At 64.9% G+C, this 24,051-nt stretch carries 24 protein-coding genes; 16 read left to right on the top strand and 8 right to left on the bottom strand.

Annotated features, from left to right (window positions below; genetic code table 11):
• Positions 1-26: 26 nt before the first annotated feature.
• Positions 27-683 (bottom strand): DsbA family oxidoreductase, encoded by a 657-nt coding sequence (locus AC07N6_RS03780; RefSeq protein ID WP_494781278.1) that lies wholly within the window; start codon positions 681-683, stop codon positions 27-29.
• 70 nt (positions 684-753) lie between these two features.
• On the bottom strand, positions 754-924 hold the full coding sequence (locus tag AC07N6_RS03785) for a hypothetical protein (protein ID WP_494780976.1): 171 nt from the start codon (positions 922-924) through the stop codon (positions 754-756).
• Positions 925-1,083: 159 nt separating this feature from the next.
• Between AC07N6_RS03785 and AC07N6_RS03790 the strand changes: the two genes are divergently transcribed.
• Positions 1,084-1,521: a FecR family protein gene (locus AC07N6_RS03790; RefSeq protein WP_494781279.1), complete on the top strand. Its 438-nt coding sequence runs from the start codon at positions 1,084-1,086 to the stop codon at positions 1,519-1,521.
• A complete protein-coding gene (locus tag AC07N6_RS03795) occupies positions 1,514-2,104 on the top strand; it encodes an OmpA family protein (RefSeq protein WP_494780977.1) in 591 nt (196 codons plus the stop codon). Before AC07N6_RS03790 ends, AC07N6_RS03795 begins: the two co-directional genes overlap by 8 nt.
• A 31-nt stretch (positions 2,105-2,135) precedes the next feature.
• On the opposite strand, the gene AC07N6_RS03800 is transcribed toward AC07N6_RS03795, so the two are convergent.
• Together AC07N6_RS03800 and AC07N6_RS03805 are read right to left on the bottom strand one after the other, a co-directional pair.
• Entirely contained in the window at positions 2,136-3,356 is a 1,221-nt protein-coding gene (locus tag AC07N6_RS03800) for a cyclic di-GMP phosphodiesterase (protein WP_494780978.1), read from the bottom strand.
• Positions 3,357-3,692: 336 nt separating this feature from the next.
• Entirely contained in the window at positions 3,693-4,931 is a 1,239-nt protein-coding gene (locus tag AC07N6_RS03805) for an MFS transporter (RefSeq protein ID WP_494780979.1), read from the bottom strand.
• Positions 4,932-5,184: 253 nt separating this feature from the next.
• On the opposite strand from AC07N6_RS03805, the gene AC07N6_RS03810 reads away from it, so the two are divergent.
• From AC07N6_RS03810 to AC07N6_RS03845, 8 genes are all read left to right on the top strand, one after another.
• Positions 5,185-5,853: an AraC family transcriptional regulator gene (locus AC07N6_RS03810; RefSeq protein ID WP_494780980.1), complete on the top strand. Its 669-nt coding sequence runs from the start codon at positions 5,185-5,187 to the stop codon at positions 5,851-5,853.
• A 125-nt stretch (positions 5,854-5,978) separates the two neighbouring features.
• Positions 5,979-6,860 carry a MurR/RpiR family transcriptional regulator gene (locus tag AC07N6_RS03815; RefSeq protein ID WP_494780981.1) on the top strand — a complete coding sequence of 294 codons (882 nt, stop codon included), beginning with the start codon at positions 5,979-5,981 and terminating at the stop codon, positions 6,858-6,860.
• Between the two features lie 305 nt (positions 6,861-7,165).
• Complete coding sequence (locus AC07N6_RS03820) at positions 7,166-8,485, top strand: aspartate aminotransferase family protein (RefSeq protein WP_494780982.1); 1,320 nt, start codon at positions 7,166-7,168, stop codon at positions 8,483-8,485.
• 53 nt (positions 8,486-8,538) lie between these two features.
• Positions 8,539-9,459 carry a transporter substrate-binding domain-containing protein gene (locus AC07N6_RS03825; protein ID WP_494780983.1) on the top strand — a complete coding sequence of 307 codons (921 nt, stop codon included), beginning with the start codon at positions 8,539-8,541 and terminating at the stop codon, positions 9,457-9,459.
• A gap of 45 nt (positions 9,460-9,504) precedes the next feature.
• On the top strand, positions 9,505-10,119 hold the full coding sequence (locus AC07N6_RS03830) for a carboxymuconolactone decarboxylase family protein (protein WP_494780984.1): 615 nt from the start codon (positions 9,505-9,507) through the stop codon (positions 10,117-10,119).
• Between the two features lie 19 nt (positions 10,120-10,138).
• Positions 10,139-10,867 carry an amino acid ABC transporter permease gene (locus tag AC07N6_RS03835; protein WP_494780985.1) on the top strand — a complete coding sequence of 243 codons (729 nt, stop codon included), beginning with the start codon at positions 10,139-10,141 and terminating at the stop codon, positions 10,865-10,867.
• A 16-nt stretch (positions 10,868-10,883) separates the two neighbouring features.
• Positions 10,884-11,567: a glutamate/aspartate ABC transporter permease GltK gene (gltK, locus tag AC07N6_RS03840; RefSeq protein WP_494780986.1), complete on the top strand. Its 684-nt coding sequence runs from the start codon at positions 10,884-10,886 to the stop codon at positions 11,565-11,567.
• Between the two features lie 168 nt (positions 11,568-11,735).
• Complete coding sequence (locus AC07N6_RS03845) at positions 11,736-13,553, top strand: hypothetical protein (RefSeq protein WP_494780987.1); 1,818 nt, start codon at positions 11,736-11,738, stop codon at positions 13,551-13,553.
• Positions 13,554-13,596: 43 nt separating this feature from the next.
• Here AC07N6_RS03845 and AC07N6_RS03850 read toward each other — a convergent pair whose 3' ends face one another.
• Complete coding sequence (locus AC07N6_RS03850; protein WP_494780988.1) at positions 13,597-14,682, bottom strand: LacI family DNA-binding transcriptional regulator; 1,086 nt, start codon at positions 14,680-14,682, stop codon at positions 13,597-13,599.
• Positions 14,683-14,895: 213 nt separating this feature from the next.
• Here AC07N6_RS03850 and AC07N6_RS03855 point away from each other — a divergent pair, with 213 nt between their 5' ends.
• Genes AC07N6_RS03855 through AC07N6_RS03870 form a run of 4 tightly spaced genes read left to right on the top strand, consistent with a single transcriptional unit; the run spans position 14,896 to position 19,165 of the window.
• On the top strand, positions 14,896-15,936 hold the full coding sequence (locus AC07N6_RS03855) for a TRAP transporter substrate-binding protein (RefSeq protein WP_494780989.1): 1,041 nt from the start codon (positions 14,896-14,898) through the stop codon (positions 15,934-15,936).
• A gap of 35 nt (positions 15,937-15,971) precedes the next feature.
• Positions 15,972-16,511, top strand: coding sequence for a VOC family protein (locus AC07N6_RS03860; protein ID WP_494780990.1), 540 nt, complete (start codon positions 15,972-15,974; stop codon positions 16,509-16,511).
• Positions 16,512-16,513: 2 nt separating this feature from the next.
• On the top strand, positions 16,514-17,818 hold the full coding sequence (locus tag AC07N6_RS03865) for a ribulose-bisphosphate carboxylase large subunit family protein (protein ID WP_494780992.1): 1,305 nt from the start codon (positions 16,514-16,516) through the stop codon (positions 17,816-17,818).
• A gap of 6 nt (positions 17,819-17,824) precedes the next feature.
• A complete protein-coding gene (locus AC07N6_RS03870; RefSeq protein WP_494780993.1) occupies positions 17,825-19,165 on the top strand; it encodes a four-carbon acid sugar kinase family protein in 1,341 nt (446 codons plus the stop codon).
• A gap of 10 nt (positions 19,166-19,175) precedes the next feature.
• Here AC07N6_RS03870 and AC07N6_RS03875 read toward each other — a convergent pair whose 3' ends face one another.
• A complete protein-coding gene (locus AC07N6_RS03875) occupies positions 19,176-20,828 on the bottom strand; it encodes an isovaleryl-CoA dehydrogenase (RefSeq protein ID WP_494780994.1) in 1,653 nt (550 codons plus the stop codon).
• 244 nt (positions 20,829-21,072) lie between these two features.
• On the opposite strand from AC07N6_RS03875, the gene cysM reads away from it, so the two are divergent.
• Complete coding sequence (gene cysM / locus AC07N6_RS03880) at positions 21,073-21,975, top strand: cysteine synthase CysM (protein ID WP_494780995.1); 903 nt, start codon at positions 21,073-21,075, stop codon at positions 21,973-21,975.
• An 80-nt stretch (positions 21,976-22,055) separates the two neighbouring features.
• Here the strand turns inward: cysM and AC07N6_RS03885 are convergent, their stop codons facing one another.
• Positions 22,056-22,403, bottom strand: a complete 348-nt coding sequence (locus AC07N6_RS03885; RefSeq protein ID WP_402698235.1) for a hypothetical protein — start codon at positions 22,401-22,403, stop codon at positions 22,056-22,058.
• A 314-nt stretch (positions 22,404-22,717) separates the two neighbouring features.
• Positions 22,718-23,320 carry a DUF1415 domain-containing protein gene (locus AC07N6_RS03890; RefSeq protein ID WP_494780997.1) on the bottom strand — a complete coding sequence of 201 codons (603 nt, stop codon included), beginning with the start codon at positions 23,318-23,320 and terminating at the stop codon, positions 22,718-22,720.
• Between the two features lie 155 nt (positions 23,321-23,475).
• On the opposite strand from AC07N6_RS03890, the gene AC07N6_RS03895 reads away from it, so the two are divergent.
• On the top strand, positions 23,476-24,018 hold the full coding sequence (locus AC07N6_RS03895; RefSeq protein WP_494781280.1) for a YaeQ family protein: 543 nt from the start codon (positions 23,476-23,478) through the stop codon (positions 24,016-24,018).
• The last annotated feature ends 33 nt before the right edge of the window (positions 24,019-24,051 follow it).

Genomic DNA, 24,051 nt, shown 5'->3' on the forward strand with positions numbered 1-24,051 from the left:
AGGGGCAATTTGCGCCCCTGCAATCGTCAGCCTTGCACCTCGCCCGCCAGGATGGCCCGGATTTGCTGTTCAAACACCTCCGGCGGTTGGCCTCCCGAGATCAGGTAGCGGTCGTTCACGACGACCGCCGGGACGCTGTTGATGCCGCGCTGGGCCCACAGCGCTTCTTCTTCCCGCACTTGCTGCCGGTAGCGTTCCGATGCCAGCATCGCACCCGCTTCCATGTCATCCAGGCCGGCCTGCCGGGCAATATCGGCCAGCACATCCCGGTCTGCGATGTTCTTCCCATCGGTGAAATAGGCGGTGAACAGGGCCGTTTTGAGCGCCGCCTGCGCGCCCTTTTCTTGTGCCCAGGCCAGCAGGCGATGGGCATCGAAGGTGTTGTAGACGAGGCTGGCATCGTCCCGGTTCATGGTGAAGCCGACCGCGGCCGCCCTGGCCCGGATCTGCTCGCGATTGGCGCGGGCCTGGTCGGCGCTGATGCCGTATTTTTCGGTGATGTGTTCGAGTTGGGACTGGCCTGCCGCGGGCAAGTTCGGGTTGAGTTCGAAGGGGTGGAAGGCGATCTCGGTTTGCGCCGCCGGGCCGATGCGTTCGAGCGCGGTGTTGAGACTGGCCAGGCCAATCGCGCACCAGGGGCAGACGATGTCGGAGACGAAGTCGATTTTCAGGGCGTTAGTCATATTAGTCATGGTTGATGAGCCTCATGCGGACACCTGTGGACCGGTCGGCAGGTGGTGTTGATGAATGAGGTTATTGTAAATCCGATGCGCGGATGCCATGCGGCGGCCCCGGCGGGGCATGTGCCGCTGGCGGCGGTTGCCCGCGCTGGCTCAACAGGTTGATAGCGCCGTTGTTGCGTCGTTTATGTTTTTGCGGCCGTTCATTTTCCATCTCCGTCCCGTCCCGCATGATATTGCTCATGCGAATAATTCCTGCGTGGAATTATGCCTATAATGACCGCCTCCGCCTGGCGGGTTTGGGCGGCGCTACAGCGGCATCATCGATCAATGAGCCATCAGGGAAAAGGGGCATCTCATGCGGGCATGGCCTGTTTCTGGATTCGTTTGCCATTTGTCATCCGTGGCGATGGCGGTAGCGGCGCTGGTCTGCGCCGCATCAAGCGCCCAGGCGCAGGACAACCGCTTCGCCGGCATCATGAAGGTGGTGCGCGGCGATGTGCAGGTGCAGCGGCAGGAGCAGAAGCTGCCGGCCCAGGTCGGGGACAAGTTGTATTCCGGCGACCGCATCGTCACCGCCGCCGACGCGGCTGCCGGCATCACCTTGCGCGACGACACGCTGATGTCGCTCGGCCCCAAGACCAGTTTTGTGCTGGAAGACTTCAAATTCAACGAGAGTTCCGGCGACGGCAACGTTGCCGTGCGGGTGGCCAAGGGCACCTTGCGCTATGTCTCGGGCCTGATCGGCAAGCATGCGCCGGAGCGCCAGCAGGTGGCCACGCCGACTGCCACCATCGGTATCCGCGGCACGGACTTCATCGTGGAGGTGGGCGATGAATAAGTTGCCGGCCTTGTACCTTGCCGTGCTGGCGCTGGCCGGTTGCGCCGGCCCCAAGGAGCGCTTCGTGCTGCTGCCGCAGCCGGATGGATCGGCCAGCAGCATCGTCGTCAAGACCGCGGCCGGCGAGGCGGCGCTGGCGACGCCTTATGCCGCGGTGGAGAGCGAGTCCGGCAAGATCGGCAAAGCCGCGACCCTGAGCGACGCCGAAGTGCAGGCGCGTTACGCGCCGGTGATGCAGAGCCTGCCATTGCGGCCGCGCACTTACGAGCTGCTGTTCGAATTGGGCAGCGACCGCTTGACGCCCGCCTCGCGCAAGTCGCTGGAAGAGGCCATCGAGGAGTTCCGCACCTTCCCGGCCGGCGAATTCATCCTGGTCGGACATGCCGACAATATCGGCAGCGATGCCATCAACGAGAGCCTGTCGGTACGGCGGGCGCAACTGGTGGAGCGCGAGCTGATCCGCGCCAGGATCGCGCCATTGAGCATCGAGGTGGTCGGCAAGGGCGCGCGCGAGCCGCGCATACCGCAAAAGAAGGGCGTGCCGGAGCCGCGCAACCGCTTCGTCGAGATCCGCATCCGCTAAGCGCGGCAGCGCGGCCGCGGCGCGTTGCCGCTCAGGACAGCGCCCGCGTGCTCAGCAACTGCATGGAGTCGAGATGGCTCAGGCGCGCCCACTCCTCGCCGCCGCGCGCGACGATGTTGTCGGCGTCCGGCGTGGCCAGCAGGTCGAGGATCTCGGTGTCGCTGATTCCCTTGTCATTGTTGTAGCTGAATACCTTGAGCACCGGGCGCGTCAGGTCCTTGTCGTTTTGCCGGATCACGAAGCCTGAACGCCCCGACTCCAGCTTGACGATGGAGCCCACCGGATAGATGCCCAGCGTCTTGACGAAGGCCAGGAACATGGCGCGGTCGAAATGGCCGGTCCAGGTTGCCATGGAAGAGATCGCCTCGGCCGGATCCCAGGCGTGCTTGTAGCGGCGCTCGGAGGTGAGCGCGTCGTACACGTCGCAGATCGCCGCCATGCGCGCGTAAAGCGAGATCGCGTTGCCGCGCAGGTTTTTCGGATAGCCGTTGCCGTCGATCTTTTCATGGTGGTGCAGGCAAACGTCGCGCGCGTAGTCGGGCACGTTGACATCCTGGTTCAGGTATTTGTGGCCCAGTTCCGGATGCTTGCGCACGATCGCGAATTCTTCCTCGGTCAGCTTGCCGGGCTTGTTCAGGATGTCATGCGGGATGAAGGCCTTGCCGATATCGTGCAGGAATCCGCCCAGGCCGGCTTCGCGGCAGGCAGTCTCGTCCATGCCCAGGGTGCGGCCCAGCGCCACCATCAGCGCGCACACCGCCACCGAGTGCAGGTAGGTATATTCGTCGGCCAGTTTCAGGCGCACCACGCTCACCAGCGCATTGGGGTTTTGCAGCACCGAATTGGCGATCTCCTCGACCACCGAGACGCAGCGCTCCATGTCCAGCACCTTGCCCATGCGTACCTCGGCGAACATGGCCTGGGTCGCCTTCTTGGCGGTTTCGCACAGTTTTTGCGCATCGACCAGCGCCGGGTCCAGCGCCGGCGTTGCCGGCTCCGGGGCTGCGGCCGCAGCTGCGGGTTGATCCGGCGCGTCATCGCCATCGGCCTGGAGGGGCGCTGCCACATCCTTGCCCCTGGCGGTGTCGATCCAGCAACATGCGATGCCGCTGGCGCGGGCCTGCTTCAGTTCGTTGGGATTCTTGATGAGGAACTTGTTCTTCCAGAACGGGTGGTTCATCCACGCGGCGTCGTCGAAGCCGGCGAAATACATCCCGAGGATCAGTTCCTCCACTTTGATTTTCTTCAGCATGTCTGCGCTTCTTTCCCCCGGCGCGCCGGGGGAAAAGGTATATCGGTTTTTATCGTGCCGGGAGCGGGAGCCGACGCGGACTATCCCGGGATTGCCGCCCGCCAATCATCTCATATGGCAGCCCGGAAGGGAACGGGCGGGGCCGTGTCCGACATCATGTAAAGATGGCGGGGCAGCCCCGGGCGATGGCGGCGGGCGGCGAGACTTGCCGCCATGCGCAAGCATGCGGGGAGGAGGGGGGAGTAAGGGGAGGAAGGACGGGGCCCGGGAACCGGGCCCGCAAGAATAGAGGGCGACCGAGATAGAGGGCGGCCGGCGCTGCCCGGCCGCGTGCTCTTATCGGCGCTGCTCCTTGAGGTCGGGCAGGAACACCGTCAGCAAGCCCGCCAGCGGCAGGAAGGCGCACAGGCCGTAGACCCAGGCGATGCCATACAGGTCGGCCAGGTGGCCCAGCAAGGCGGCGCCGATGCCGCCGAAACCGAACATCAGGCCGAAGAACACGCCGGCGATCATGCCCACCTTGCCCGGCACCAGTTCCTGCGCATATACCACAATGGCCGAGAAGGCCGAGGCGATCACCAGGCCGATCACCACCGACAGCACGCCGGTCCAGAACAGGTCGGCGTGCGGCAGCAGCAGGGCGAACGGAGCGGCGCCGAGGATCGAGATCCAGATCACCAGCTTGCGGCCGATCCTGTCGCCGATGGGGCCGCCGACAAAGGTGCCGACCGCCACCGCGCCGAGGAACAGGAACAGGTAGAGCTGCGAATTGGCCACCGACAGGTGGAAGCGGTCGATCAGGTAGAAGGTGAAATAGCTGGTGAAGCTGGCCATGTAGAAGTACTTGGAAAACACCAGCAGCGCCAGCACCAGCAAGGCGCGCCGCACGGTCGCGGCCGGCAGCGTCTGGACCGTGTGCGGCCTGGCGCGGCCCTTGGTGGCGGCAAGATGGCGGCGATACCAGCCCGACACGCGCGACAGCACCACGATGGCCAGCAGCGCCAGCAGCACGAACCAGGCCACGTTGCCCTGGCCGTAAGGCACCACGATGGCGGCCGCCAGCAGCGGGCCGAACGCCGAACCGGCATTGCCGCCGACCTGGAAGGTCGACTGCGCCAGGCCGAAGCGCCCGCCCGAGGCCATGCGCGCGATGCGCGAGGCTTCCGGGTGGAAGGTCGAGGAGCCGATGCCGATCAGCGCCGCCGCCAGCAGGAAGGCCGGGAAGCTGCCGACCATCGACAGCATCACGATGCCGACCAGCGTCGAGACCGCGCCGCTGGGCAGCAGCCAGGGTTGGGGATGCTTGTCGGTGTACATGCCGATCCACGGCTGCAGCAGCGAGGCGGTGACCTGGAAGGTCAGCGTGATCAGGCCGACCTGGGTGAAGCTGAGGTGGTAGTTGGCCTTGAGCATCGGGTAGATCGAGGGCAGCAGCGCCTGGATCATGTCGTTGATCAGGTGGGCGCCGCCGGCGGCCAGGATGATGCTCATCACCAGCGGCTGGGCCGCGCTGGCAGGGGGCGAGGATATCGCGCCGGTATTGGCCGGCGCCGCTGTCGTGGTATCGGTTGTCATGGCAGAAGCGTCTTCGGTTGTGGAGGAGGGATGCGCAAGCGTATCATTGGCATCTATTACTATTCATGACAACTATTGTCGATTAAATGCCATGGCGGCCAAATTACGTCCCGTCAGCCCCAGCAGCGAGGTCCATGGATTGCAATCGGTGCCTTGCCCGGTGGTGGCCTTTTCCCGCGAACTGGCGTACCGCGACTTGCTGACCGCCCACTCGCATCCGCGCGGGCAACTGCTGTATGCGGTCGATGGCGTCATGCAGGTGCGTACCCCGCACGGCGTATGGGTCGTGCCGCCGCAGCGCGCGCTGTGGGTGCCGCCGCATGTCGAGCATGAAATACGCATGCTCAGCCATGTCAGCATGCGCACGCTCTATATCGCATCCAGGCCGGCCGATGCCCTGGGCGAGCGCTGTCGGCTGCTGGAAGTGTCGGTGCTGCTGAGGGAACTGATCCTGGCGCAACTGGCCGAGCCGACCGATTACGCGGCCGGCAGCCGCGGCGGCCATGTGGCCGAACTGATCCTGTCCGAGCTGGCGCGCGCGCCGGCCATTCCCATCGAGATTCCCTGGCCGGGCGACCGGCGGCTGGTGGCGATTTGCGAGGCCATCCTGGCCGAGCCGGGCCGGCAGTTTTCATTGGCCGACTGGGCCGGCCTGGGCGGCGCCAGCGTGCGCACGGTAATCCGCCTGTTCCCGAAAGAGACCGGCTTGCAGTTCAGGCACTGGGTGCAGCAAGTGCATTTGAGCGAAGCGCTGGTGCGCCTGTCCAATGGCGAGGCGGTCGGCGTGGTGGCGCAGGCGCTCGGCTACAAGAGCCAGAGCGCCTTCGGCAACATGTTCCGCAAGGCGCTGCGGGCGTCGCCCGGCCAATACCTGCAAGGCCAGGAAAAGCGGCGCATGGCATCCGGCGCGGCGCGGGACTGAGCGCCGGATCCGAACCCGGATCCGGCAACATAATTCGAGAAGAAATTGCAACAAATGTTGCGGTGTGGGCGCCGATTCTTTGCTACCATCGACCGGGTTCCCATCCTGATACCCGGCCGACGTTCATGAGCAATACCGCTACCCCGCCGCACACCTTCCCCGAGCTGGAAGCGCTGATCCGCGAACGATTCACCGACATGCGGCCGCAGTTCCAGGCCGGGGCCGCCTACCTGCTGGACAATCCGGGCGAGGTCGCGGTCTCGACCATGCGCTCGCTGTCGCAGAAGGCGCAAGTGCAGCCCTCGACCTTCGTGCGGCTGGCGCAGTACCTGGGCTTTGCCGGCTGGGCGGAATTGCGCGCGCTGTTCGTCGAGCGCCTGGCGGGCGACCCCAAGGCCTATGCCTTCAAGGCCAAGAGCATCGTCCGCCGCAGCAACAGCGACAACCTGGTGGCCGAGCTGTTTGCCGCGCAGCGGGCCAACCTGGATGCCTCCGAACCCAAGAGCGCCGACCGCATGCTGGCCGCCGCGCGCGCCATGGCCAAGGCGCGCCATGTGCACATCGCCGGCTTCCGGGCGGCGTTCTCGATCTCCTTCCTGTTGCATTACCTGTACCGGCTGTTTCGCGCCTCGGTCTCGCTGGTGCGCGGCAGCGAAGGGTCGATCGACCTTGAACTGCGCGCCTTCGCGGCGCAGGACGCGGTGGTGGTCATCAGCTTCGCGCCCTATTCGGCCGAAGCGGTGCGCGTGGCCGAAGCCGCCAAGGAAGCCGGCGCCAAACTGATCGCGCTGACCGACAGCGCGGTGGCGCCGATCGCGCTCAAGGCCGACCACTGCATCCTGTTCTCGCACGAGAGCACCTCCTTCTTTCCCTCGATGGCAGCGGCCACCGCCGTGGCGGAAAGCCTGATCGAGCTGGTCATTTCCATCGACGACGAGCAGGCCGTCAAGCGCATCGAGCAGGCCGAAGAGGCATTGCACCGCACCGGCGCCTACGTGACCAGGTAAGCCGCCGGCCTCGGATCTTCCGTTCCTGTTCCTTTCTTCCCGTTCGTTCCGATCCGTGCTGCATGGCGAGGCCGGATGCGGCGGCAGCCGTGCGCCATTAGCGTGCCGATGCGCCTTCCATGCACCGGAAAAATGCTGCGATTGCACCAAAAAAATCAAATTAAAAATAATGTGCAACATATGTTGCGTTGATGATTTCATTCATTTATATTGCGTTTCAGATTGAATGTGCAACGAATGTTGCCGATGGCGATGCGCGACAGGTCGCACCATGGCAGCAACCAATGAATGGAAGGGCAGCAGGCATGACGCACGTTTTTCACCGTAATCCCCGCGGCAAGCTACCCGTCGCCGTCGCCGGCGAAGGCATGGTGCTGATCGACCATGAGGGCAAGCGCTACATCGACGCTTCCGGCGGCGCCGCGGTGTCTTGCCTGGGGCACGGCCACCCGCGCGTGGTCGATGCGATCCGCCGGCAGGTCGGCCAGCTGGCTTACGCCCACACCTCTTTCTTCACCACCGAGCCGGCGGAAGAGCTGGCGGCGATGCTGGCCGATGCCGCGCCCGGATCGCTCAACCACGTCTACTTCCTCTCGGGCGGCTCCGAGGCGGTGGAAGCCGCGCTCAAGCTGGCGCGCCAGTACCACGTCGAATCGGGCCAGCCGCAGCGCCGGTATTTCATCGCGCGCCGCCAGAGCTACCACGGCAACACGCTGGGCGCGCTGGCCATCGGCGGCAACGCCTGGCGCCGCGAGATGTTCATGCCGCTGCTGATCGAGGCGCATCACGTCTCGCCCTGTTACGCCTACCGCGAGCGCAAGGATGGCGAGAGCGATGCGCAATACGTGCAGCGCCTGGCCGACGAGCTGGAGCACAAGATCCTGTCGCTGGGCGCGGACCAGGTGGCCGCCTTCATCGCCGAGACCGTGGTCGGCGCCACCGCCGGCGCGGTGCCGCCGGTGGCCGATTACTTCCGCCGGATGCGCGCCGTGTGCGACAAGTACGGCGTGCTGCTGATCCTGGATGAAGTGATGTCCGGCATGGGCCGCACCGGTTACCTGTTCGCCTGCGAGGAAGACGGCGTGCAGCCCGATATCGTCGCCATCGCCAAGGGCCTGGGCGCGGGCTACCAGCCGATCGGCGCGATGATCTGCAGCGACCGCATCTATGAGGCCATCGTGCAGGGCTCCGGTTTCTTCCAGCACGGCCACACCTATATCGGCCACGCCACCGCCTGCGCCGCCGCCATCGCCGTACAACAGGCGATCCGCGAAGACCGCCTGCTGGACAACGTGCGCCAGCGCGGCGAACAACTGCGCGCCGCTCTGCGCGAGAGTTTCGCGCAACAGGCCCATGTGGGCGACATCCGCGGCCGCGGCCTGTTCGTCGGCGTCGAACTGGTGGCCGACCGCGCCAGCAAGGCGCCGCTCGATCCGTCGCTGCGCACCCATGCGCGGGTCAAGGCCGAAGCGATGCAGCGCGGCCTGCTGGTCTACCCGATGGGCGGCACCATCGACGGCCGCCATGGCGACCATATCCTGCTGGCGCCGCCGTTCATCGCCACCCGGCAAGACATCGAGGACATCGTCGGGCGTCTTGCCGAAGCGGTGGCGGCTGCAATCTGAGGGCTTAAGTGGACCGGCCATGCCGGGGTTGAATTTTCCAAGGAGGGGTAACGATGAAACGTCTCGCACCATTGGCCGCACCGGCCGTCGCCATGCTGTCTGTCCTGTTTTCCGTGCTGCCGCTGCCGGCGCATGCGGCCGATGCCGCGCTCGGCCCGACCTTGCAAAAGGTCAAGGACGCCAACCTGATTGCCATCGGCCACCGCACCGGCTCGATCCCGTTTTCCTATTACGACGAGAACCAGCAGGTGATCGGCTATTCGCAAGACCTGTGCAACAAGGTGATCGATGCGGTCAAGGCCAGGATTGGCGCCCCCAAGCTGGAGGTGCGCATGGTGCCGGTGACCTCGCAGAACCGCACGCCGCTGCTGCAGAACGGCACCATCGACCTGGAGTGCGGCGTCACCAGCAACCTGAAGAACCGCTGGCAGCAAGTGTCCTTCGCGACCAATTTCTTCGTCGCCAGCAGCCGCATCCTGACCAGGCGCGACAGCGGCATCAAGGACTTTCCGGATCTCGCCGGCAAGGCTGTCGTGACCAATGCCGGCACCACCTCCGAGCAGTTGCTGCGCAACCTCAACGAGCACCGCAAGATGAACATGCAGATCCAGAGCGCCAAGGACTACGGCGAAGCGTTCCTGATCCTGCAGTCCGGCCGCGTGGCGGCCTACGTGATGGATGACGTGCTGCTGGCCGGCGCGCGTACCACCGCGCAAAAGCCGGGCGACTGGGTGCTGACCGGCAATCCCTTCGGCGCCGAACCGTATGCCTTCATGGTGCGCCGCGACGACCCGCAGTTCAAGCAACTGGTCGACGCTACCTTGAGCGGCCTGATGAAGAGCGGCGAGATCAAAAAGATCTACGCCAAGTGGTTCACCTTCCCGATCCCGCCCAAGAACGTGAGCTTCAATTTCCCGATGTCCGAGTCCGTCTCGGCGCTGTATGCCGCGCCCAGCGACAAGCCGATGGATTGAGCGCAGACTGTTGCGCTCGACCACATCAGGAAAAGGAAATCCGCCATGACCCAGCCGCGTTTGCCCGCCATTCCGCGTTTGCCCGCGATTACCCGCGAACGGATGTCGCCCGAACAGACCGCCATGCTCGATGCCATCCTGGCCGGGCCGCGCAAGAACCTCAACGGTCCTTTCGTGGCCTGGATCCATAGCCCGCAACTGGGCGAGCTGGCGCAGCGGCTGGGCGCGTTCTGCCGCTACGATACCGGCCTGCCGCTGCGCTTGTCGGAGCTGGCGATCCTCGCCACGGCGGCCTGCTGGCAGTCGCAGGCGGAATGGCATATCCATTTGCCGATCGCCGTCGACGCGGGGCTGGCCCCGGCGTTGGCCGAGCAGATCCGGCGCGGCGAGGCGCCGCAATTCACGCTGCGCGACGAGCGCGTGGTGTGGCAATTCGCCAGCGAACTGTATCGCGACAAGCGCGTGTCCGACGCCACCTATGCCGAAGCCTGCGAACTGTTCGGCCTGCCGGTGGTGGTCAACCTGGTCGGCTTGCTGGGGTATTACGCGCTGGTGGCCATGACGTTGAACACCTTCGGCATGCGCGCCGAAGGACAGGGCGAGGGCGACCTGCCCTTCGCGGAACCGGCGCATGGAGCGCCGGGCGCCGGGCCATATTGAAAGAGCAAGGAAAACAGCGATGGCATACCAATGGCAATGGTCGGTGTTCCTGCAGCAGCCCAACGCCGGCCAGTCCTATCTCGACTGGCTGCTGTCCGGCCTGGGCGTGACGCTGGCGCTGGGGCTGTCGGCCTGGGTGCTGGCGCTGGCATTGGGCACCTTGCTGGGGATCATGCGCACCTTGCCCAGCCGCCTGCTGTCAGGCCTTGCCGCCTGTTATGTGGAGCTGTTCCGCAACGTGCCGCTGCTGGTGCAGATCTTCATCTGGTATTTCGCCATGCCGGAACTGCTGCCGTTCGGCGACACGATCAAGGCCATGCCGCCGATGGCGCAGCAATTCACCATGGCCATGCTGTGCCTGGGCATGTTCACCGCCGCCCGCGTGTGCGAACAGGTGCGCTCCGGCATCGAGTCGCTGCCGCGCGGCCAGAAGGGCGCCGGGCTGGCGCTGGGCCTGACGCTGGGGCAGACCTACCGCTTCGTGCTGTTGCCGATGTCGTTTCGCATCGTGCTGCCGCCGCTGACCTCGGAGTTCCTCAACATCTTCAAGAACTCGGCGGTGGCGTCCACCATCGGCTTGCTGGAGCTGGCCGCGCAGGGGCGCCAGCTGGTCGACTACACCGCGCAGCCGTATGAGGCGTTCATCGCCGTCACGCTGGCCTACATGCTGATCAATATCTGCGTCATGGCCTTGATGCGCCTGCTTGAACGCAAATCCAGCCTGCCCGGCATGGCCGTCGGCAAATAAGGGAGGAGACCGACCCATGGCCTACGAATTCGACTTCAGCGCCATTACGCCGGCTGCAATCAAGGTGTTGAGCGACGGCATGCTGGTATCGCTCAAGATCACGCTGGTGGCGATCGCCTTCGGCATGGTGTGGGGCACGCTGCTGGCGATGATGCGCCTGTCGCGCCACCGCGCGCTGCAATGGTTCGCGGCCGGCTACGTCAACCTGTTCCGTTCCATTCCGCTGGTGATGGTGCTGTTGTGGTTTTTCCTGATCGTGCCGCAGTTGCTGCAAAAGCTGTTCGGCCTGTCGCCGGCCAACGACTTGCGCATGACCTCGGCGCTGGTGGCTTTCTCGCTGTTCGAGGCGGCCTATTATTCCGAGATCATCCGCGCCGGCATCAACAGCGTGGCGCGCGGCCAGTTCGGCGCGGCCTACGCGCTGGGCCTGACCTATCCGCAGACGATGCGCCTGGTGGTGTTGCCGCAAGCCTTCCGCAACATGGTGCCGCTGCTGCTCACGCAAGGCATCGTGCTGTTCCAGGACACTTCCCTGGTGTACGTCAGCGCGCTGGCCGATTTCTTCGGGCGCGCCTACAGCATCGGCGAGCGCAACGGCCGCATCATCGAGCTGCTGTTCGTGGCCGGCGCGGTGTATTTCATCATCTGTTTTTCCATGTCGCTGATGGTCAGGCGCTACCGAAGGAAGACGGCCGCCTGACGCGGCGTTCCGATACGGGCGGTATCGATACGCGACGTATCGGACATGCATGGCGGCAACATCCAGCGAAAAAATTATTCCTATTTTTTCCGTCCGCTCGGTTCAACTGTAAAGATTGCTTGCCATCGTCCGTAACCAAGTCATGAGAATCCCGATCAGGGAAATGACATGGCCATCGAAACGGGTATAACCGTGGCGGCGCGCGAGGCGTTGTCGCGTTTCACATCGCAGGCCTCGCCCGGCAACGACGACGCCGACAATACGGCAAGCACCGGAAGCGCGCAGCCAGCGGCGCCGGAAGAGGGCGTGACGCTGACGCTGTCGGCGCAGGGCCGCCTGCTGGCGGCTTTCGCCAGCGTGCTGGACGCGGCGGCGGCCGCGCAGCCGGCATCGTCCGCATCGGCTACGGCATCCGCCGATCCGCTCCCCACTGATCCGCGCCCCATCACGCGCGCCACGCTGTATGCGATCGAGGCGCGCCTGGTGGCCGCGCGCCGCGGCGCCGATGCCATCGCGCAAGCCGACCGCGAACGCCCGGACTCCGCCGATCCGGTCCGCCTCAGGCAGGCCGAGCAAGCGACCGCGTCGCTGTACGGTCGCGCCGCCAATCCTTTTGCCGGGCGCAGCCGCGCCGAGCTTTCCGCCATCATCTACGACGAAAGCGGCGCCTATACCGTCAATGAGCGCTATGCCGCGGCCAACCAGCGCACCGAACTCGACCACCGCTTCTGGGCGCCGGTATTCCAGCGCGCCATGACGAGCGGCGACTGGCGCCCGGTGGTCGAAGCCGGGTTGGCGTTCTATGCCAGCCTGTCGCCGCTGGAGCGTACCGCGTATCCGCCCAACTACGTGCAATTGATGCAGCAATACTTGGCGCTGGACAGCCTCAGGCCCGGGTCGTCGTTGCCGCCGCAGCAGCAAGCCGACCTGGTGCGCATGCTGGAGTCGCTGGTGCTGCCGTCCGGCCCGCTGGCGCTGGCCGGGGGAGTGCTCCGGGGACTGGCGCTGGCGCGCATTACGCCATCGGCCATGGCGCTGATGGCCGCAGCGCCGAAGCTGGTGGATATCCTGCCGGTATCGGGCATCGCGCGCGCGGCGCAGGACGACGCTTATCAGACGTTATTGCAGCGCGTGTTCGGCGTGAGCCGGCGCGAGGATGAGCCGACGGTCGCCCGCTCCAGCGGCATGTCAATGCACAGCCGCGACTTTCTTGGCTTCGGCGACCGGCGTTATCTGGCGCAAGCCTATGCCTATGCTGCGGCCAATGGGCTGGCATTGGAAGAGGTGGATGCGCTGGCCGACGACCTGGCTGCCTATCGCTTTTCCCGCGCCAATGGCGGCGATGGGCCGGCGCAGCCGGCGGTATCCATCCGCGCCGCCGCCAGCCCGCAGTATTACCGCATGAGCGATGAAGACAAGATGCTGGCCCGGCGCATCCTGGGCAGCCGGGCGGCGCGGGATACCGGGCTGGACCATGCCTTCCTGGCCTGGCTGCTCAGTCCGCGCGGCGGCGGCTGGCGCTCGGAGGAAGGGCGCGGCCATGCGGTCGGCTTCTCCGCGCTGGAAAAGCTGCTCGCCGGCCTGGCAGGCGTAGGCATCGGGGAACAGGCCGGCGACGAAGCGTCGCTGGAACCGGACTACCGCTACACGCTGTACCGGATCGGCCTGCAGGATATGCAGGAGCCGCCGGAGCTGAAGGCCGCCATGCCATCGGCCGACAACGCCATCGGCGCGCGCGTGCTGGCATTGGCGGCGCAACTGGCCGCCCTGGCGCGCAGCGAGGCGGCCGATCTGGCGTTCATGGGCAATGCGCTGATGCTGCTGAGGATGTACCGCTTCTCGCTCAGGATGAGCAATGCCGAACAGCGCACGCTCTCCGAACTGGTCTATGCCAGGCTGCGCAAGCGCCGCATCCGCCCGCGCCGGCATAAGCTGTTTGTGGCATGGGGCGAGCGCAGCCCTTCGATGCCGCCCCTGTATCCCTGAAATTCCTGCGATCCCTGGGTTCAGGGCAAGAGCGCGCAGCATCTCATGGCAGGTTCTCGCGCAGGATCACGCTGATGCGCACCGCTTCCACGCCGGCCAGCGCGTCGCGCCGCTCGCGCAGGTTGCTGAAGATGCGCACGCAATTCATCACCATGTTTTGCGGATGCTGCGTGAGCACCGCATCCATGGTGCCGTCGATCAGCAGGCCGCGGGTGTCGGGCGTGAGGCCATGGCCGATGAACACCACCTTCTGGTCGCGCCCGCATTCCTTCAATGCGCGTCCCACGCCGTCGGAGGCGCCGCCGATGTTGTACATGCCGGCCAGGTCCGGATGCTGCTCCAGCAGGATGCGCGCCTGCTTGTAGTTGGCATCGGCGTCGTCGTGGCCTTCGCGCAGGCCCACTACCTGCACTTGCGGGCACATCTCTTCCAGTACATGCTGGAATCCCATTTCCCTTTCCTCGTGGCCGCGATAGCTGAGGCTGCCGGCGATCATGGCGATCTTGCCGGGTTTGCGCCCGCTGCCCGGATGGGCCAGGTCCCGGTTCAGGAAGCGCGCCAGCAGGTAGCCGGCGGTGCGGCCGGCGGCGCGGTTGTCCATGCCGACATAGGCGGCGCGGCGCGAGTTGGAAAGGTCGGAAATCAGCGTGACGACATGCACGCCTTCTCCCGCCAGGGTATTGACGGCTTCGCGCACCAGCGGATGTTCCAGCGCCATGAAGGCCACGCCATCGGCTTGTCGCCCGTAATGCAGCAGGCGTTGCGCCAGCACGCGCGGGTTGAAGCCTTCGATGTGGTGGCATTTGCAGCGCACGTTGAAGGGCGCCAGATGGTCTTCGGCGAAGCCGATGTAGTCGCCCAGCATCTGCATGTAGCGGTTGCTGCGCGGCGGCAGCAGGAACACCAGTTGCATGGGGCGCGGCCGCATGGCCTTGTAGAGGTCGGACTCGGGCAGGTAGTCGAGCGCGGCGGCGGCCTTCATCACCTTTTGCAGGGTCGCCGCGCGCACGCCGGGGCGCTGGTTCAGCACACGGTCGACCGTGGCGGTGGAGACGCCGGCGGCGGCCGCGATATCGGTGACGCGCGCGCGGGCCGGGCTCGATGGGGTGCTGCGGGGTTTGTCGGACATGGCTTGCCTGGGAGTTTACGGTTACATCAAAAACCATCAAAGAACCGCTTTGACCGTTTGGATTCGGCGGCGATATTCTTCGCCATGCCTTGATTCGAAAGGACTATTTCGCATCTGATGTGCAGGAAAGTCTAAATCAAATCGAATCAAAATACATCATCAAAAACAAGCGGCGCAAGGCCATGCGCCGGATACAACACCAAGGAGACGACGATGAGCAATCCCGGGCAGAATTTCCGTTCCAGCCGCCGCGATTTTCTGAAGCAGGCTTCGCTTGCCTCCGCGGCCATGGCTAGCGGCTTGTATGCGGCATCGGCGCATGCCGCCGAGTTCACGCTGAAGTACGGCAACAACCTGCCGATGACGCACCCGATGAATGTGCGCGCCAAGGAGATGGCCGAAAAGATCGCCGCCGAATCGAAGGGCCGGGTGGATTTGCAGGTCTACTCCAACGGTCAGCTCGGCACCGATACCGACATGCTGTCGCAGGTGCGCTCGGGCGCCATCGATTTCTTCACCATTTCGCCCGAGGTGCTGGGCACGCTGGTGTCGGCCGGGCAGATCAGCGGCGTCGGTTTCGCGTTCCGCGATTACAACCAGGTGTGGGCGGCGATGGACGGCGACCTGGGCGCGTATGTGCGACGCGAACTGGCGGCCAAGACCTCGCTGTTCGCCTTCGAGAAGTGCTGGGACAACGGTTACCGCCAGGTCACCACCAGCACCCGCCCGATCGCCAAACCGGAAGACTTCAAGGGCATGAAGCTGCGCGTGCCGCCCAGCCCGTTGGCCACCTCGCTGTTCTGCGGCTTCGACGCCTCGCCCACCAGCATCAACTTCGCCGAGGTGTATTCGGCACTGCAGACCAAGATCGTGGAGGGCCAGGAGAACCCGCTGGCGGTGATCTCCACCGTGAAGTTCTATGAGGTGCAGAAATTCTGCTCGATGACCAACCATGTCTGGAGCGGTTTCTGGTTCATGGGCAACAAGAAGTCGTTCGAGCGTATGCCCAAGGAGCTGAAGGAGATCGTCGCGCGCAACATCAATGAGGCCGGCCTGAAGCAGCGTATCGACGTCAAGGCGCTCAACGATTCGCTGGTGGCGGACATGAAAGCCAAGGGGCTGCAGTTCAACAACATCGACAACGACGCCTTCCGCGCCAAGCTGCGCAGCGCCGGGTTCTATGCCGAGTGGCACAAGAAATTCGGCGAAGAGGCCTGGGGCCTGCTGGAAAAGTACACCGGCAAGCTGGCCTGAGGCGTCGAACATCAACCAGAAGGAAAAGGAAGAACATGAGCCGCTTTCTCGGAGAGATCAAACAGCTTGGCTATGTGGTGGAAGACATCGACGCCGCCATGAAATACTGGACCGGGACGCTGGGCGTCGGGCCGTTCTATTACATGGAGCGCGTGCCGCTGAAGAACTACCGCTACCGGGGCCAGGCCTACGATATCCACAACTCGGTGGCGCTGGCCAACTCCGGCGGGGTGCAGGTGGAACTGATCCAGCAGCGCAGCGATACGCCCTCGATGTACCGCGATTTCATGCGCGGCGGGCGCACCGGCCTGCAACACCTGGCGTACTGGACCGAAGATTTCGACCGCGACCTGCAACGCCTGCTCGAGCGGGGATGGAAGGTCGGCATGAGCGGCGAGGTGGGCGAGCGCGGCCGTTTCGTCTACTTCGAGACCGAATACCATCCCGGCACCGTGATCGAACTGTCGGAAGTGGCCGGCCCCAAGGGCAAGGTATTCAGCATCATCCGCGAGGCGGCCGAGCATTGGGACGGCAGCGAACCGGTGCGCGCCTTCCCCGACCTGAGCAAGATGTGACGATGGGCCCCGCACACCTGGCGCTGCCGGCCGACGGCAGCCGTTTCATCGCCGACTACCTGATCGAGACGCCGCTGGATCCGGCCCAGGTGGCGGAGGTGATGGCCGGCGAGCAGTCCTGCGGCACCTTCGTCCGGGTCGAGGGCGAGACCGACCGCTTGCGCGAACGGGCGCGCGCCGTGGTGATGGGGATCGATGCGCTGGAGACGGTCGCCGAACCCAGCCTGCCCAATGCATGGCAGCAGCGCCAGAAGATGGCCGGCCCTTATCGCCGTGCGCGCGTGCGCATTTCCTTCCCGGTGGAAAACGTCGGCGCCAACCTGCCGACCCTGGCTGCCACCGTTGCCGGCAACCTGTTCGACCTGGGCGAGGTGACCGGCCTGCGCTTGCTGGAGGCGGCATTGCCCGCGGCCTATCGCCGTCAGTTCGATATGCCGCGCCACGGCATCGCCGGCACGCGCCGGCTGACTGGTGTGGACGGAGTAGATGATGCGCCGCTGCTGGGCACGATCATCAAGCCCAACGTCGGTCTCTCGGCGGAGGAAACGGCGGCATTGGTGGGGCGGCTGTGCGAGGCCGGCGTCGACTTCATCAAGGATGACGAGGTGTGCGCCAACCCTGGCCATGCGCCGCTGGAGCAGCGGGTGCGGGCGGTGATGCGGCGCGTGCGCGATTACCAGGACAAGAGCGGGCGCCGGGTGATGGTCGCCTTCAACATCACCGACGAGCTGGACGCCATGCGCCGCCACGCCGAGCTGGTCGAACGCGAGGGCGGCAGCTGCGTGATGGTGGGGTTGAACTGGTGCGGTTTCTCCGCCGTGCAAAGCCTGCGCCGCAGTACGCCGCTGGCGCTGCATGGGCATCGCAACGGTTTCGGCATGATGTCGCGCGAACCGCTCCTGGGCATGTCGTTTGCCGCCTATCAGGCGATGTGGCGCCTGGCCGGGGTCGACCACCTGCATGTGCATGGCTTGAACGGCAAGTTCTCCGAATCGAATGACGAGGTGGTGGAGTCGGCCCGCGCCTGCCTGGCGCCCATGGCCGGCGATGACGCCGTCATGCCGGTGTTCTCCAACGGGCAATGGGCCGGCACCGTGCGGCCGACCTTCGATGCCATCGGCAGCGGCGATGTGATCTTCCTGTCCGGCGGCGGCATCCTGGCGCACCCGGACGGCGCCGCCGCCGGCGTGGCCAGCCTGCGCCAGGCGTGGGAGGCGGCGCGCGCCGGCATCGCGTTGGAAGAGTACGCGCGGGAGGCGCCGGAGCTGCGGCGCGCCATCGCCTTCTACGGCGCCAAGCTGAAGTGACGTGATGTGAATACGCGCTTTCTCGACGGCCGGCCCAAGATCGCTTTCTACGGCGACGACTTCACCGGCGCCACCGACACGCTGGCCACGGCATCGCTGGCCGGCTTGCGCAGCCTGCTGTTCTTGCGCGTACCGGGAGCCGCACAGTTGCATGCGGCCGGGGAACTGGACTGCCTGGGCATCGCCGGCGCCGCGCGTTCCATGGATCCCGGCCAGATGCGCGCCGAACTGGAGCCGGTGGCCGCGTTCTTCAGCGGACTGCGGGTGCCGGTGACGCATTACAAGATCTGCTCCACCTTCGACAGCGCGCCGCACATCGGCAGCATCGGCGCCGCCCTGCGCATCTGGCGCCGGCGCATCCCCAACCGTTTCGTGCCCATCGTCGGCGGCCAGCCGAACCTGCGGCGCTTTTGCCTGTTCAGCCAGCTCTACGCCGCGGAGAAGGCCGGCGGCGAGGTGGTGCGCATCGACCGCCATCCGACCATGCGCCGCCATCCGGTCACGCCGATGCATGAGGCTGACATGCGCGCGCATCTCCGGCAGCAGGAGTTGGCGGTGGCGGGGCTGCATTATCCCTTGTACGCCGACCCGGCGCAGCTCGAGGCGCATGTCGATGCGGCGCTTGCAGGCGGCGTCGACGCCTTGCTGTTCGATGTGGCGGGCGAGAGCGACCTGGCCGTGATCGGCCGTGTGATCTGGCGCCGCGCCTTGCAACAGGAATTACTGGCCATCGGCGCCAGCAGCGTGGCGCAAAGCCTCGCCGCATGGTGGCGCAGCCAGGGATGGCTGCCGCCGGCGGCGCCGATCGATGCGGCCCGGATCGGGGCCGCGGCCGGGCCGGTCTTTGTGCTGGCCGGCAGCCTCTCGCCGGTGACCGCGCTGCAGGTCGGCGCGGCGCATTCCTACGACAAGCTGCTGCTCGATGCGCAGCGCCTGTTCGAAGGCGACACGCACTACCTGGAGACGACCGTCGCGCGTATCGCCGGCAGTTTGCGCGCAGGCCGCAACCTGCTGGCCTGCACCGCCGCGCATCAGGGCGAACGGCAACTGCTGGCCGATGCCGGCGCGTCGCAGCGCCTGGCGCAGGCTTGCGGCGAATTGCTGCGCCGCCTGTTGCAGGCGGTTTCACTGGCGCGGGTGGGCGTGGCGGGCGGGGATACGTCCAGCTATGCCTTGAAGGCGCTGGATATCTGGGGGCTGTCGTATCTCGGCAATGTGTCGGCCGGCGTGGCGCTGTGCCGCGCGCATGCCGACGCCGCCCATCTCGACGGCATCGAGCTGATGCTGAAAGGCGGGCAGATGGGGACGGCGGACCTGTTCGAATTGCTGGCCGGGGGAAACGGCTGAACGCCGCCTGCTATGGCAGTGGCCAGGCCCGCAGCAAGATGCCTTCCTGTGCCGCCACCGTCGATGCGCCCAGGGTGCCGTATACCCGGCCGCCATCGGCCTCGCTGCGGCCGGCAAGGAAAGCGTCGGCACTGGCCGCGGGCGCGTGCTGGAGCATCAGCATGCCTTGCAGCGCCAGCACCAGCTGCTGCACGAAGCGGCGCGCCAGGGCTTCGCGTTGCGCCGGCGGGGCCGAGAGCATCGCCTTCAGCGCATGCACGCGTTCTTGCAGCAGCGCATGCCCGATGGCGGCTTGTTCCAGGCTGTCCATCAGCAGCGAAAACCCCAGGGCTTCGCGCGCGACGGCGCGCAGCACGTCCAGGCACATTACGTTGCCCGAGCCTTCCCAGATCGAGTTGACCGGCGCTTCGCGGTACAGGCGCGCCATCGGGCCGGTTTCGACGTAGCCGTTGCCGCCCCAGACTTCCATGCATTCGCCGGTGAATTCGAGCGCGTGCTTGCAGATCCAGAATTTGGCGGCGGGCGTGACGATGCGTTTCCAGGCGCACGCCAGCGGATCGTCCGGCGCGTCGAAGGCGTGCGCCAGCTTGAGCATGAGCAGCGTGGCCGCTTCGCTTTCCAGCGCCAGGTCGGCCAGCACGTTGCGCATCAGCGGCTGCTCGGCCAAGTGACGGCCGAAGGCGCTGCGGTGGCGCGCGTGGTGCAGGGCTTGCACCAGCGCCTGGCGCATCAGCGCGGCGCTGCCGATGACGCAATCCAGGCGCGTATGGTTGGCCATCTCGATGATGGTGGGGATGCCGCGTCCTTCGTCGCCGACCATGATGCCCAGCGCCTCGCTGAACTCGACTTCGCCGCTGGAATTGGAGCGGTTGCCCAGCTTGTCTTTCAGGCGCTGGATCAGGACCGGGTTCTTGCCGCCGTCAGGCAGCCAGCGCGGCACGAAGAAGCAGGACAGGCCATTCTCGGTACGCGCCAGCATCATGTGGGCGTCGCACATGGGGGCCGAGAAGAACCACTTGTGGCCGGACAGCAGGTAAGACGCGCCGCGCCCTTGCGCCTGCATGTCCATCGGCATGGCGCTCGAGGCGTTGCTGCGCACGTCCGAGCCGCCCTGTTTCTCGGTCATGCCCATGCCGATCAGGATCGAGCGCTTGTGCCGGATGGGCAGGTCGCGCCCGTCATGCTCGCGCGCCAGGAGCTGCGGGCGCAATTGTTCGAACAGCACGGGTTCCTGTTGCAGCACCGGAATGGCGGCGAAGGTCATGGTGGTGGGGCAAAGCGATCCGGCCTCCACCTGCGCATGCATGAAGTAGCCGGCGGCGCGCGCCACATGGGCGCCATCGCCGGGCTGGATCCAGGGCAGGGCGTGCAGGCCGGTGCGGCGCAACAGTTCCAGCAGCGCATGCCAGGAAGGATGGAAGTTCACCACGTCGATGCGGCGGCCGATGCGGTCGTGGGTCTGCAGCTCGGGCGTATGGCGGTTGGCCAGCTCCGCCAGTTCCAGCACTTCGGCGCTGCCCAGTTCGGCGCCGTGGCTGGTGAGCGCGCAGGCGTGCCAGCCGGCGGCCTCGCGCCGGACGCCTTCGCTCAAGGCGGCGTCGCTGGTGTAGAGGTTGTAATCCGTCAGGTCGGGGACCTGGTTGACGATTTCGTGGGTGTGCATGTTGTCTCCGTGGCGCATCTCTAGTCGTTGGCCGAGGATCCCGTTTGCCGTTTTTTGTTTGCCGGGTATCCCTTTGCGCAGTGTAGGCCATGTAGGAGGCGGGCCGCGGGCTTAAATGAATTGGCTATATCTATATAAGCATCTTGTTGGGTTGGCTTGCCAGCACATGATAAAGAGTCATATTAAAATGAGCCTTTCGACCAAAGGCCGATCCGACCGGGATCGCATAAGGAAAGCCAAGCAGATGTCTTATCCGACCATCGAGTCCACCATCGGCAATACGCCGCTGATCCAGCTGCCGCGTATCGGCGGCGAGGAAGCCAGGCGCCGCAACAACATCATCCTCGGCAAGCTGGAAGGCAACAACCCGGCCGGTTCGGTCAAGGATCGCGCCGCTTATTCGATGATCACCCGCGCCGAGGCGCGCGGCCAGATCAAGCCGGGCGACACCCTGATCGAAGCTACCAGCGGCAACACCGGTATCGCGCTGGCGATGGTGGCGGCCATGCGCGGCTACAAGATGGTGCTGCTGATGCCGGAAAACCTCTCCGAGGAACGCCGCCAGAGCATGGCCGCCTACGGCGCCAAGATCGTGCTCACGCCCAAGAGCGGCGGTATGGAATACGCGCGCGACCTGGCGGAGCAGATGGAGAAAGAGGGCCAGGGCCTGATCCTCGACCAATTTGCCAACCCGGACAATCCGCTGGCGCATTATGAAACCACCGGCCCCGAAATCTGGCGTGACACCCAAGGCAAGATCACCCATTTCGTCAGCGCCATGGGCACCACAGGCACTATCATGGGGGTGTCGCAATACCTGAAGGAGCAGAATCCCGGCGTGCAAGTGGTTGGCGCGCAGCCGGCCGAAGGCTCGTCCATTCCCGGCATCCGCAAGTGGCCGGAAGCCTATCTGCCCAAGATCTTCGACAAGTCGCGCGTGGACCAGACCGAATCGGTCAGCCAGGCCGACGCCGAGAGCATGGCGCGCAGGCTGGCGGTGACTGAGGGACTGTTCTGCGGGATTTCGGCAGCCGGCGCTTGCGAAGTGGCGGTGCGCCTGTCGCACCAGGTGGAGAACGCCACCATTGTTTTCGTGGTGTGCGACCGCGGCGACCGTTATTTGTCGACCGGCGTGTTCCCGGCCTGATGACGACACAGCCGCGCGGCAGCGATGCCGGCGCGGCTGTATTGGTGTTAACGAAAAACGGAGCCTTGGGCTCCGTTTTCTTATTCAGCGCTGCCAGCAGTCGGCGCGCCTGCCGGGGCGCCTGGCTTCGGTTTGAATTGCTTGTCGCTGATGCGGAATTTCTCGCGGCGGTCGCCCATCAGTTCACGCAGTTCGCGGATCGACAGTTCGCTGACTTCGTGCATGCGGATCAGCAGCGAAGCGCCCACCGGCAGGCGGCGGTGACGGATCTTGCTGATGACCGGCGGCGCCACTTCCAGGGCGCGCGACAAGGCGGCATCGTTCTTCAGGTGCAGTTTTTCGATCAACGCATCGAGCAGATGGTTCGGGTCGTAATTGACGTTGTCGGAAACGGAATTGGTTTCAGCAGTATCGGTAGTTGTAGTCATGATCGGGACGTTCCATTATGCAGATGTTTGTGAAGGCTTGACCGCCTAAGCATTAATTGTTGGTAAAACTGCAAAACGCGACTAACTCTATCTGAGTCCAAGGCTTTGGACCTTTTTTCTGCAAGATAAAAGACTAGTCCTATCAAAGAACGACTTCAACACTGGGCATCGAGTTCTCTGACCGGTGCACTTGATTCCTGCGCGTCACATAGCTGATTCTATGTCTACGCAGAAATAATTGCACAAATTTCATGAGGTCAGAAAATACTATTCCACAATAGTTGCAGAAACTCATTTCGAATTTGTAACAGATATTAACAGGATTTTTTCGAGATTTGTTGGTGTTGTTTATCTGACACGACAAACGGTAAGGCATTCCAGCCAGATAGGCCCAGTTTCTGCAAGGTAGCCATGTTTTTCTCGAAAATCGCACTGGCATCGGGGTAGGCGGCGACGGCGCGGTCGATGCTGCTTTCTCGCAACAGATGCAGGATGGGAAAAGGCGAGCGGTTGCTGTAGTTCTCGATATCGTCCGGTTGCGCGTCGGCAAACTGGTAGGCCGGGTGGAAACTGGCGATCTGCAGTTCTCCATCCAGTTCCAGGCGCGCCAGGATGCGCTCTGCCCAATCCAGGAAGTCGTTGTATTCCAGAAAGTCGGCCAATGCGAGTGGGATGATCAGCAGCGTGGTGTCGACCTGCTCCGGATCGGCCTGGGCCAGCAAGGTCAGCTCCTGTTCCAGCTCCCGGGATAGCGCATCCCATTCGGTGGCGTGGCTGACCTGGTAGCGGATCTGTTGCTTGATATGCACGGCCTTGGCGAACGGGCACAGGTTCAGGCCGATCACGGCCTGTTCCAGCCAGGCCTGGGTGAGGGCGACGATGTCGGCGTCGCTGCGCGGGGAAGGTGGGGTGTCCATGCGACATTGTCGCATGGCCGCCGTGGCGCGAAGTGGCGTGCAGCGGCGTGAAACTCGCCGCCCATTCGCGGCGCGGATGGGCTATGCTTGCCAACCTTCGGCGGCGGCGATTGCGCCGCTGCACCATCCGTATCGTCTACCTCAAGATTTTCCCCATGGCGCTCAAATCCACCATCTTCAAAGCCGACCTGCAGATCTCCGACATGGATCGGCACTATTACGAAAACCATACGCTGACCATTGCCCGCCATCCGTCCGAAACCGATGAACGCATGATGATCCGGGTGCTGGCTTTCGCCCTCAACGCCAGCCAGGCGCTGGCCTTCGGCAAGGGTTTGTCCGATACCGACGAGCCCGACCTGTGGCAGAAGGACCTGACCGGCGCCATCGAGCTGTGGATCGAAGTCGGCCAGCCCGACGACCGCGCCATCCTCAAGGCTTGCGGCCGTTCCGGACGCGTACTGGTATACAGCTACAGCAGCGTTTCCAATATCTGGTGGAACCAGACCGGCAGCCGCGTCGAGCGCGCCAAGAACCTCAAGGTAGTGAATATCCCGGCCGAAGCCAGCCAGGCGCTGGCGGCGCTGGCGCAGCGCTCGATGCAATTGCAATGCACCATCCAGGATGGCCAGGTGTGGCTGGGCGCCAATGAAAACATGGTGCTGATCGAGCCGGAGACGATCAAGGATTTCGCCTGAGGCAACAATCCCTTGCCCTTGTTACCCCGTCGT

The sequence above is a fragment of the Herbaspirillum sp. GW821-FHT09A12 genome, from assembly GCF_059418325.1.